Source organism: Aquisphaera insulae (genome assembly GCF_011064615.1).
GTDB lineage: Bacteria > Planctomycetota > Planctomycetia > Isosphaerales > Isosphaeraceae > Aquisphaera > Aquisphaera insulae.
Genome location: NZ_JAALJH010000077.1, coordinates 35,844 through 45,400, shown reverse-complemented (window position 1 = coordinate 45,400; position 9,557 = coordinate 35,844). Strand labels below are relative to the sequence as shown.

The following is a 9,557-nucleotide window of genomic DNA, read 5'->3' as shown; positions in this document are numbered from 1 at the left end:
TCGGCGCGCGCTTCGGCCGGATGAGCCTCTTTTGGAGGGCATGGAGCTTCAATTGCCGCTGCCACTTGCATACTCAGCCCGGGCTTTCCCTTTCTTGATGTTATACTCAGGAATAGATGACAAGTGACCATTCATAAGCTTCTCAACCGTGGGGCGGATAAGGGGTCAGGAGCCTTATTGTGGGGCGGATAAGGGGTCAGGAGCCTTATTGGGGCGGATAAGGGGTCAGGAGCCTTATTGAGGGGCGGATAAGGGGTCAAGTATAATGACGTTCGCTCGGCCAGCCGGGGGGCCGCTGGGCTAGGTCGTAAGGCTGCGAGGGATTTGATGTCATCGGACAGGCCGATCAGCTATCCGTTCGTGCCGAGATCGACCGCCAACCTGCTCCCTGGGCAGTTCTTCTCCTTCCGACTCTCTGATGGCCGTTTCGCCTGCGGTCGCATCCTGGCAACCTGTTGGCCTCACTCGACTGGCCGCCGAACCCTCTTCTACTGCGGGCTCATGGACTGGTGCGGCACTTCCCCAGCCTCAGCCGATGACCTCTCAGGATGCGGTCTGCTCTACGAGGATTGGTTCCATGTCGTCATCTTCGAGGACTACGGCAGTTGCGTCGACGGCTTGCGACCTCTGGAACTCGATGGCCTCGCCCCGTCCCCCGGTGACGATAGCGTGTCGGGGCGGGCGATCCTGAAGAACGTCGCTGAGCGGCACTTCGTTCCTCGAACCGTCTGACTGCCCCCTGTCAGATAGGGTCGACCCTATCTGGTGCATGCCGGGGCCGCCGACACTGAATGCCAACGGGGTCATACTGGTTCATGATCGGTGATTAGCAGATTAACGCAGGATCCCTCTTGTCCTGTGTCTGGAGAACCTGCACTCGGCCGCTGCGATGTCCCGGAACTCAGTCGAAGATGTCGGCGACAGGCAGTTCTCCGAGCGTCTCGCCGTTGATCGCGACCGGGACCGCCTTCGAGCGAGCGACGGCCTGCCCCGCGGATCGCACTGACGTGCGAGGCTGGAGGCTTCGCCCGTCCGAGCCACGATCTGACGATCGTGGTCACCCAGGCTTGCAGGGCCATGCCGGCTGTCACCCCTCGGGAGCCGAATTCTCACCGTGTCGGGACGATGCCAATGTGCTGATGTCGGTGCCCGTCGCCTTTCCTGGGCCCTGACACCTATCCTGGGCCCGGCTATCTGCCGTCGTCACGCCGGGCTGATACAATCGGCCCCTCGGGCAGGACGATCGCTCATCGGTGCGGAGAAAACCATGCCTCCGACTGTGGACCTGTACGGCACGGCTTACGGGAACTTCGCGGAGGATGTCCTGACTCAGGTCCGCCGCGACACCTACGGCGAGGACTTCGGCCAGAGCAGTTGGGTGACCGGCATCGAGTACCGGCGGTTCTTCCAGCTTTTGAAACTGGCCGCCGCCGACCACGTCCTGGATGTCGGCTGCGGCTCGGGTGGCCCGGCCCTCTTCCTGGCGCGCGAGGCCGGCTGCCGCGTCACGGGGGTGGACGTCAATCAGGCGGGCATCCAGGCCGGCCTGACCCTCGCCCGACAGGCCGGCCTGGAGGACAGGGTCCACTTCCGCCGGGCCGACGTCCGCGAGCCGCTGCCGTTCCCCGATCGTTCGTTCGACGCCATCGTCTGCATGGACGCGATGTGCCATCTGCCCGACCGGGGGCGGATACTCGGGGAGTGGTGTCGCGTCCTTCGGCCGGGCGGCCGAATGCTCTACACCGACCCGGTCGTGATGACCGGCCTGGTCACCAACGAGGAACTGGCCACCCGCAGCTCGACGGGCTACTTCGAGTTCTGCCCTCCCGGCGTCAACGAGCGGTTGATCGGCCAGGCGGGATTCGAGCTGGTGCGGGCCGAGGACGTCACGGACAACGAGGTCGAGGTTTCGCACCGCTGGCACGCGGCGCGGCAGCTCTGTTCCGCCGAGCTGATCCGGCTGGAAGGCGAGGAGACGTTCGCCGGCCTCCAGCGGTTCCTCGCCACCGTCCACCGCCTGACCAGCGATCGGCGGCTGTCGCGGTTCGCCTACCTCGGCCGCAAGCCCGAGTGATCGCCTCGAGCCGATCGGAGCACCGTGCGCCGGGCGGAGGGCGAGCGGGTCATCCGGATGTCTCGGCACCGTCTCAAATTGCTGGGAGGCAGGGCGTGGGGCGTTTGACAGGTGGCACAAAGCGGCAGTGGGGTGGCCGTGGTGGACGCGCAGCGACACCACGGTGAGGCGAGCTGTTGCGCCGGACGGACTTTGCTCCGGGGACGAGGCGGTCCCATGGTGTTCCACCACGGCCACCCGGAGACCCTGCGTAGCGGCCAGGAGTGTCCTGAACCGCCCTCAGGATTTGGGACGGTGCCGATTTCTCGGGAGCGAGGCCGCCCGCCCGATATCCGGAAGTCCTGTTCGGAATGCCCCAGCTTGAAGCCTGGAGATTCCCCGATCCACGCTGCGGTCACTCTTCGTTTGAGAGGTGCGTGCCGGCCGACCGGGCGTGGGAATCGATCCTGGACTCGATCCGTCGATCGGGGATCAGCCAGAGGAGGGCGACGGCAACGTAGAACGCGAGGGAGATCCACGGGCTGACGAATGCGGCCAGGATGCCGGCGAGGTAGCCGACGATCGAGAGCTTCCCCTTGAGGTCGTCCCCGACCGCCTCGCGGAGGCAGGAATCGCGGCCCTCGCAGCGAATCAGGGCCGACTGGAGGATCGTGTAGGCGATGGCGGCCATCAGGAGGATGACGCCGTACGAGGCGGCGGGCAACCGCGCGAAGCCGCTCGACGCCAGCCAGCTCGTGGCGAAGGGAAAGAACGAGAGCCAGAAGAGGAGGTGGAGGTTGGCCCACAGGCTGGCGCCGTCGACGCGGTCGACCATCTGGAGCATGTGGTGGTGGTTATTCCAGTAGATGCCCAGGTAGACGTAGCTCAGGACGTAGGTCAGGATCCGCGGCATGACCGACCAGAGGGCCTCCGCGCCGTCGCCGGCGGGGGCCTTGATGTCGAAGACCATGATGGTGATCAGGATGGCGACGACGCCGTCGCTGAAGGCTTCCAGGCGGCTCTTCTTCATCGCTCAAGATGCATTCCAGGGGGGACACGATCTCTGATCGCGACGGCAACTCCGGGCACTTCTGGTAGCCACGCAGAGCCTCGGCGTGGCCGTGGTGGAACACCACGGGACCGCCGTGGCCCCGAAGCAAAGTCCGTCTGGCGCAACAGCTCGCCTCACCGTGGTGTCGCTGCGCTTCCACCAGGGCCACTCCACTGTGCAGCTCTGTGCCGACTGCCAAGCGGCCCGGAACTCACCTCCTGGAACTTCAGGACGAGTCAGCCCCTGGAATCCGTCTTGTGCCGTCTTCATTTCATCTGATAGCGGGCCAGGACGGCGGTCACGTTGTCCTTCGCCCCCTTGGTCAGGGCGGCGTCGATGAGGCCGTGGACGGTCGCGTTCAGGTCGGTCGCGCGGGCGAGCATGGTGGAGATCTCGGACTCGGGGACTTCCTCGGTCAGCCCGTCGGTGCAGAGCAGCAGGAGGTCACCATCATTCAATTTCCGCCGCTGGATGTCCACCTGCACCCCGGGGCTCGGGCCGCCGACGACGTTGGTGATGACGTGGCGCCTCGGGTGCTCCCTGGCGTCCTCGGGCGACAGGGCCCCGTGGTCCACCAGGAGCTGGACGAGCGTGTGATCCGAGGTGATCCGCTCGAGGTGATCGTCCCGGAAGAGGTAGGCGCGCGAGTCCCCCGCGTGGGCGATGAAGATGTCCTCGCCCACGCTATAGGCGACCGTCAGCGTGGTCCCCATCCCGTGCAGTCGAGGCTCCCGATCGGCCTTCTGGAGGATGTCGTGGTCGGCACGCTGGAGGGCGTGGCGGAGCTCCGCGCTCAGGGTCGACTGCTCGTGGCCCTCGCCGTGGAGGAACCACTTGAGGGCGTCGAGGACGAAGGACTCGACGGTCCGGATCGCCAGGGCACTCGCCTCCTTGCCGCCGGCGACCCCCCCCATGCCGTCGGCCACGACGACGAGGTAACCCTCCTCGTCGGAGAACTTCAGGGTCTCGGCGTCGGGGAGGCTCGAGCCGCAGATCCGCATCGACTTGGCCAGCTTGGCGATCAGGTACTGGTCCTCGTTCCGGTCTCGCACCTTCCCCGGATGAGTCGCGCCGGCGAACCTGACCTCGGTCCGAGCTCGCACCGGACCTGGCAACGTCGGGAACTCGCCGGTATCGGCCTCATCGGACCCGGGCTGGACGGCGACGCTCATGGCAGGCACCTCGGCGTACGGTGGGCTGGCCGACTTTACCACGCGTGCCTGCCATGCATACGACGTGCCGCGATCGGCGGGTCCCGACGGTTCCCGACGAGGTGGCGGCGATCAGGGCCGCGGGACCAGGCGGAGCTCCTGGATCAGGGCGGCCGGATCGGCGTCGAACCGAGCGGCCCAGGACGCCGAGTCGAGCAGGCCGAGGATTTCATCGATCCGCGCCAGATCCGCGGCGGCCGACTGCCTCGGATGGGTCCCCGTGGCCAGCCGGGCCGAAATGGCGTCGCCGTGGGCGGCGATCGCGGCATGGACGGCCGCGAGGTCCACGCAGGCGAACGAGTGGGCGGAGGGGAACTCCGCCGACTGGAGCCGGTGGAAACGGCCGGTGGCCGAGCCGGCCGAGGCGGTCGCGGCGAGGACCCGCTCGACGGCCTCGGCGGAGCTCCCGATCACGAGCCGAAGGCCGGCTCGGTCCGCGGCGTAGGCGGCGGGGATCGTCGGGAAGAGGGTCCGGACCTTGATCCCGGACGCTTCCGAGACCGCGGCCCATGGCTTACCGCCGGGGTTCCGGGGCTCGAGGGAGACCGCGGCCAGGGCGGTCTGGATGGCGTTGTCGATCGCGTCCACGACCTCTCTCGAGCCCAGCTCCAGGGAGACCGAGAGCGGGAGCGGAGACTTGCCGGCGAGGACCGGGTCCGCCTTGCCGGCGAGGTCCCAGCTCGCCGGCTCGCGGGCCGCCAGGGTGACCTGCGGGCCGATCCGGGGCAGGACGTCCGTGCGGACGTCGTGGCCCAGGAGGACGCCCCGGCCCACGGCTTCGATCTTCTCAACCCGGGCGAGCTCGGCCGCCGGGAGCGCTCGCCGGAAGACCTCGTAGAGGCCGGCGAAATCGACCTGAAAGGCCGCGACCGCGAGCGAGCCCTCCGGGAGCGGCCCGATCCGTGCCGGCTTCGAGGCGCCGGGCAGGCGGCCGGCGATCGCGGCGAGCTTCTTCGCGTCGAACGACTCCGCGACCCGGATCGAGAGCCCCCGGGCGTTCACGCTCAGGGTCGCGCCCGCGGCGTCATGCGCCTCAATGAACTTCCGCAGGGCGGTCTCGCCCGGCGATTCGGGACGCGGGGCATTGCGGAGCAATCGCTCCACGATCCGGGCATCGAGGAAGGCGCGGACGAGCGCCCGATCGGGCAGTCGCCGATCGACCTCGCGGAATCGGTCGAGCGCCGGCTTGTCGCCCTTGGACGACGAGCCGACGGACTTGCCGGCCTTGCGATCGATCGCCTCGCGGATGAGGGCCTCGGAATTGGAGAGCGCGAAGACGCCGTCGGGCCACGAGACGTACGCCTCGTCGAGCTTTCCCGACCCGGACGGGAACTCTCGGACGGAGAACTCGACGTCGCCGTGCTTGCGGCGGGCGACGGCCGCGATCTCGCCGTTGTTCCGCTGCCCCTCATTCATCGCCTCGATGACCCTGGACAGCTTCTCCGGGGCCTTCGCCTTGAGGACGACCAGCCCGCGGGCCAGGTTGGGATCGGTCGCCTCGGGGGGGAGGTGGAGGGACAGGACCAGGGCGTCCCCCAGGATGTCGTCGCGAAGCTCCTCGAGGGTGAGCTGGAGGATCTGCTCGACCTGTCCCCGGAACGCCTGGAGCTCCTGGAGCTTGTCGGAGCGGAGCCAGCCCTGGACGAGCTGCGTCTTCGAGAGGGAGTCGAAGATCTTCGTGGCCGCGAGGTCCTGCCACTGGGCCCGGAGGTCGTCGACCGTGAGCACCAGCCCGCTGTCGGGCGGGATCAGCTCCAGCAGTTTCGACGACCCACGCGCGGCCGGCACATCCTGGGCGAGGATCTCGGTCGGCGGGAAGACGAACAGGCAGAGGCCGGCGATGAAGGCGGCCGCGAGGCTCGCTCGCGGGCCGACGTGGGGGAGATCGCAGCGGCGGCGCATTCGGGTCAGGCTCCTTTGGTAGAGGTCGAAGAGGAGGGCGCGGCCGGCCGGCCGGCGGCGCGGACGCGGAGGAAGCCGAAGGCCCGCTCCGCGGTGGTGGAGAGAGGCCGGACGCTCGTCGAGAGCCCTTCCCCGACGTCCTGCAACCAGCCGAGGCCTTGATTCTCGATCGGCTCCGCCGAGGCGGAGGAAAGGTCCGGGAATTCGGGCAGGACCGCGAGATCCCCGGTCGAGTCCGGACCGCCCCGATCCTCGCCGCCGCCGGCGGCCTCGAGGACCCGGCGGCCGAACTCGGCGGCCTCGCCGGTCGTGGCTCGGGCCAGCCCCCAGGTCGCGGACGTCGCCCCCGCCAGGGCCTCGGCCAGGTGCGGTCCTCGCGGCGACGGCCCGGGGGCGGGGGGCGAGGGGCGGGGGACCAGGGAGACGCCGACGAAGAGCGACGCGGCGATGGCCGACGCGACGCCCAGGTCGAGCCAGCGGCGCGGGAGCATGCGGCCACGTTCCGACCAGCTCGGCGTGGCGGAGGCGGAGGCAATGATCCGGTCGACCATCGCCGCCGACGGGTGCGGGGCCGGGCAGGTCGCGGTCCAGATCCGGAGGGCCCGCCGGAGGGTCAGGTTGCGGGCCTGGATCGGGCCGCACCGCCGGCAGCTCGCGGCGTGTCCGGCCAGGTCGTGATCGATGTCGGGCTCGCCCGCTCCCGCGGCGCCGGCCGCGGTCTCGGCGTCGAGCAGGACATCCCATCGGCGGTCGAATTCCGGGCAATCCATGAGGGGTTCCCTTCCGGCTGGTCGCTCGCAGGTCCGAGTCGAGCCGCGACTCATCGGCCGATCCCTCGTCGTGTCAGGTCCTCGGCGAGCTCCGCCCGGGCGCGGTGGAGCCAGATCTTGATCGTCCCGACCGGCCGCTTCAGGCTGCGGGCGATCTCGTCGTAGGCCAGGTCGTGTTCGTGGTAGAGGAGGAACACCATGCGATACTCGGGCCGGAGTCGGTCGATGGCGGCCGCCAGCTCGGCCCCGAGGTCGTCGGGGTCGCTGACCCCCGCCTTCCGGTCCGGGTGCCCGCTCGCCTCGGAGACCGGCGCGAGCCTGGGCCGTCGGGCCCGGACCGCCAGCGTCGTCCGGCAGCGGTTGGCGGCGATCTCCAGCAGCCACGGGCGGATCGGCCGCTCGGGGTCGAAGCCGAAGATCGCCCGGATGGCTCGCAGGAAGGTCTCCTGCGTCACGTCCTCGGCGTCCTGGCGGTGGCAGAGCATCCGGTAGCAGAGGCCGAAGACGATCCCGTGGAAACGCTCCACCAGCAGGCGGGTCGCCTGGGCGTCGCCCGATCGGATCGCCTTCACGAGCGCGGGGTCGTCCATTGTCATGCGATAGCCTGCACGCCCTGGCGGACCCGCGCCGCCTCCGTCTTCCCGGACATCGGGTATTACCCCGGCGCGGGGCGGTTCGTTTCGATATTCGCCGGGTTGCCGGGAATCTTCCCCCGACTCAGGCCTCGGCCCGCAGGGGGAAGACGCGGACCCGGACCTCCCGCGCATAGTGGGCGATCGGCTCGACCCCCGGGGGACGGGCCAGCCCGGCGGCGGCGAGGAGAGTCTCCTCCAGCCGCAGGACGCGTGCCGGCTGGAGCGGATAGGGCGGATGGTGGACGCGGCCCTGCCGGAGCCTCCCACGCCGGTCGGCATAGAGGATGTACCTCTCGGCGAGGAAATGCTCGAGCGTCCCGGGTTCCGCCGCCGAAGGGCGGCCCTCGACGTGGTAGGCCAGGTCGCAGCCCGCCGGCGTCGGGCCCGGCCAGAGGCGATCCGAGCGGTAGGCCACGCGATCGCCTTCGATCGTCAGGCTCATCCTCGCCCGATGATAGGGCAGGCCCCACGCTCGCCTCGCCACCAGGACGGCCAGCGGATTCGCCGCGTCCAGGCTGAAGAACCAGACGCCCGGATCCCGGCCCTCGCGATGGACATACGTGCGGACGTTCACCTCGTGAAACTGCGTCGTCCCGGGGATCGATGGCGCCCGGGCGTAGCGGATGCCGGACATGGTGAAGGGGACGAGGCCGACGTAGGCTCGGCCCTCGTATGTGTCGATCTCGAGCCCATGCGGGACGAGCGGGCGGATGGCGTCGACGGGGAGCGTCCAGTGCAGGAAGAGCAGCTCCGCCCAGCGCTGGAACATGACCGGACGAGCGGGCGGACACCGGGTCGGAGAGATCCGATCGATTTCGGTCGCCATGGCCAGAGTCTGCCCCGTCGATCGCCTTCAGACGTCACACGGGCGGACGGCGGCCTCCACCGTTGCGGAGGCCGCTCGCTCGCCCGGGGCTGGGGTGGCAGCATTCGGGAAAGCAAGCCAGGGGCTCGGGAAGAGCCCCCGGGGTCATCGGCAGAAGTGGAAGAGGCCGTGCTTCTGCACCGGGACAAGAACGTCTACGGGCGTGGCGACCGTCTGCACGGGCGCCGCGACCTGCTGGACGAACTGGACGGTCTGAACCGGTGCCGGTGCCTGAACGAGTTGGACGGTCTGAACCGGCGCCGGCGCCTGGACGAGCTGGACGGTCTGCACGGGTGCCGGTGCCGGTGCCTGGACGAGCTGAACAGTCTGGACCGGTGCCGGCGCCTGGACGAACTGGACGGTCTGCACGGGTGCCGGCGCCTGTGCCTGGACGAGCTGGACGGTCTGGACGGGTGCCGGCGCCTGGACGAGCTGGACGGTAACGGTCCTCGGCGTGGTGGCGACTTCCGGTGTCCGGGGCGAGGCGATCTGCGGGCTCGCCGTGGTCTGCGGCGAGGCGGCGACCGTCTGGGGCGAGGAGGCGACCGACTGCGGGTTGGGCGCCGCGATCGTGATCGGCGCGGCCTGCACGACCTGGGCGGTGCAGGCGGGCGCCGACTGGAGGATGTAGCCCTTCACCAGCTCATATTTCGTTCCGTGATGGTGTTCGCCGGCGGCCGCGCTCGCCACCAGCATCCCTGCCATCGCCGGAGCCAGGATGCCCGCGGCGTACCAGCCTTGATAAGAAAAGCGGCGCATGGAACACCCTCGTTTCGAGAGGCCGAGCTTCTCGGTGCCCTTCCGTGAGACGTCGAGAACCGATCGCGACGGGTTTTTGGCTGGAGGGGCTTCTGACTCTCCGGAAACATACCACACGCCCCGGGATTCCAGCCGGATTCGAGCGAATCGGCCACCCGGCCGGCCGCACCCGGTCGGGGCGTTCGGCCCGGACCTCGTCGACTCCGTTGCAGGAGAGGTCGGAAAATGAGGACAACGCGCAGGGTCGACTTAGTTTTTCCATGTTGCCTCCCTTGTCTGGTTTCAATGACAAGTTATGCTTGATGGGCTCA

Annotated in this window: 9 protein-coding genes; 2 read left to right on the top strand and 7 right to left on the bottom strand. The window is 69.0% G+C overall.

Features of this window, described 5'->3' with window-relative positions:
- The first annotated feature begins 327 nt into the window (after positions 1 to 327).
- Positions 328 to 732, top strand: coding sequence for a hypothetical protein (locus tag G6O54_RS28590; protein ID WP_165231132.1), 405 nt, complete (start codon positions 328 to 330; stop codon positions 730 to 732).
- Between the two features lie 535 nt (positions 733 to 1,267).
- Positions 1,268 to 2,074 (top strand): SAM-dependent methyltransferase, encoded by an 807-nt coding sequence (locus G6O54_RS28585; RefSeq protein WP_165231245.1) that lies wholly within the window; start codon positions 1,268 to 1,270, stop codon positions 2,072 to 2,074.
- Positions 2,075 to 2,468: 394 nt separating this feature from the next.
- Here G6O54_RS28585 and G6O54_RS28580 read toward each other — a convergent pair whose 3' ends face one another.
- The 7 genes from G6O54_RS28580 to G6O54_RS28550 form a co-directional block, all read right to left on the bottom strand.
- Positions 2,469 to 3,083 carry a TMEM175 family protein gene (locus G6O54_RS28580; RefSeq protein WP_165231242.1) on the bottom strand — a complete coding sequence of 205 codons (615 nt, stop codon included), beginning with the start codon at positions 3,081 to 3,083 and terminating at the stop codon, positions 2,469 to 2,471.
- Positions 3,084 to 3,370: 287 nt separating this feature from the next.
- Positions 3,371 to 4,276, bottom strand: coding sequence for a PP2C family protein-serine/threonine phosphatase (locus G6O54_RS28575; protein ID WP_165231239.1), 906 nt, complete (start codon positions 4,274 to 4,276; stop codon positions 3,371 to 3,373).
- A 111-nt stretch (positions 4,277 to 4,387) separates the two neighbouring features.
- On the bottom strand, positions 4,388 to 6,217 hold the full coding sequence (locus G6O54_RS28570; protein ID WP_165231236.1) for a hypothetical protein: 1,830 nt from the start codon (positions 6,215 to 6,217) through the stop codon (positions 4,388 to 4,390).
- 5 nt (positions 6,218 to 6,222) lie between these two features.
- Entirely contained in the window at positions 6,223 to 6,987 is a 765-nt protein-coding gene (locus G6O54_RS28565; protein ID WP_165231233.1) for a hypothetical protein, read from the bottom strand.
- 50 nt (positions 6,988 to 7,037) lie between these two features.
- Positions 7,038 to 7,583 (bottom strand): RNA polymerase sigma factor, encoded by a 546-nt coding sequence (locus G6O54_RS28560; protein ID WP_250847144.1) that lies wholly within the window; start codon positions 7,581 to 7,583, stop codon positions 7,038 to 7,040.
- Positions 7,584 to 7,704: 121 nt separating this feature from the next.
- On the bottom strand, positions 7,705 to 8,448 hold the full coding sequence (locus G6O54_RS28555) for a YqjF family protein (protein ID WP_165231230.1): 744 nt from the start codon (positions 8,446 to 8,448) through the stop codon (positions 7,705 to 7,707).
- Positions 8,449 to 8,592: 144 nt separating this feature from the next.
- Positions 8,593 to 9,246, bottom strand: coding sequence for a hypothetical protein (locus G6O54_RS28550; RefSeq protein WP_165231227.1), 654 nt, complete (start codon positions 9,244 to 9,246; stop codon positions 8,593 to 8,595).
- Between the last annotated feature and the right edge of the window lie 311 nt (positions 9,247 to 9,557).

Excerpts from the sequence above, each read along its gene's own strand:
- G6O54_RS28575 (WP_165231239.1), bottom strand. The coding sequence starts at position 4,276 with ATGAGCGTCGCCGTCCAGCCCGGGTCCGATGAGGCCGATACCGGCGAG.
- G6O54_RS28565 (WP_165231233.1), bottom strand. The coding sequence starts at position 6,987 with ATGGATTGCCCGGAATTCGACCGCCGATGGGATGTCCTGCTCGACGCC.
- G6O54_RS28560 (WP_250847144.1), bottom strand. The coding sequence starts at position 7,583 with ATGACAATGGACGACCCCGCGCTCGTGAAGGCGATCCGATCGGGCGAC.
- G6O54_RS28555 (WP_165231230.1), bottom strand. The coding sequence starts at position 8,448 with ATGGCGACCGAAATCGATCGGATCTCTCCGACCCGGTGTCCGCCCGCT.
- G6O54_RS28550 (WP_165231227.1), bottom strand. The coding sequence starts at position 9,246 with ATGCGCCGCTTTTCTTATCAAGGCTGGTACGCCGCGGGCATCCTGGCT.
- G6O54_RS28570 (WP_165231236.1), bottom strand. The coding sequence starts at position 6,217 with ATGCGCCGCCGCTGCGATCTCCCCCACGTCGGCCCGCGAGCGAGCCTC.
- G6O54_RS28585 (WP_165231245.1), top strand. The coding sequence starts at position 1,268 with ATGCCTCCGACTGTGGACCTGTACGGCACGGCTTACGGGAACTTCGCG.
- G6O54_RS28590 (WP_165231132.1), top strand. The coding sequence starts at position 328 with ATGTCATCGGACAGGCCGATCAGCTATCCGTTCGTGCCGAGATCGACC.
- G6O54_RS28580 (WP_165231242.1), bottom strand. The coding sequence starts at position 3,083 with ATGAAGAAGAGCCGCCTGGAAGCCTTCAGCGACGGCGTCGTCGCCATC.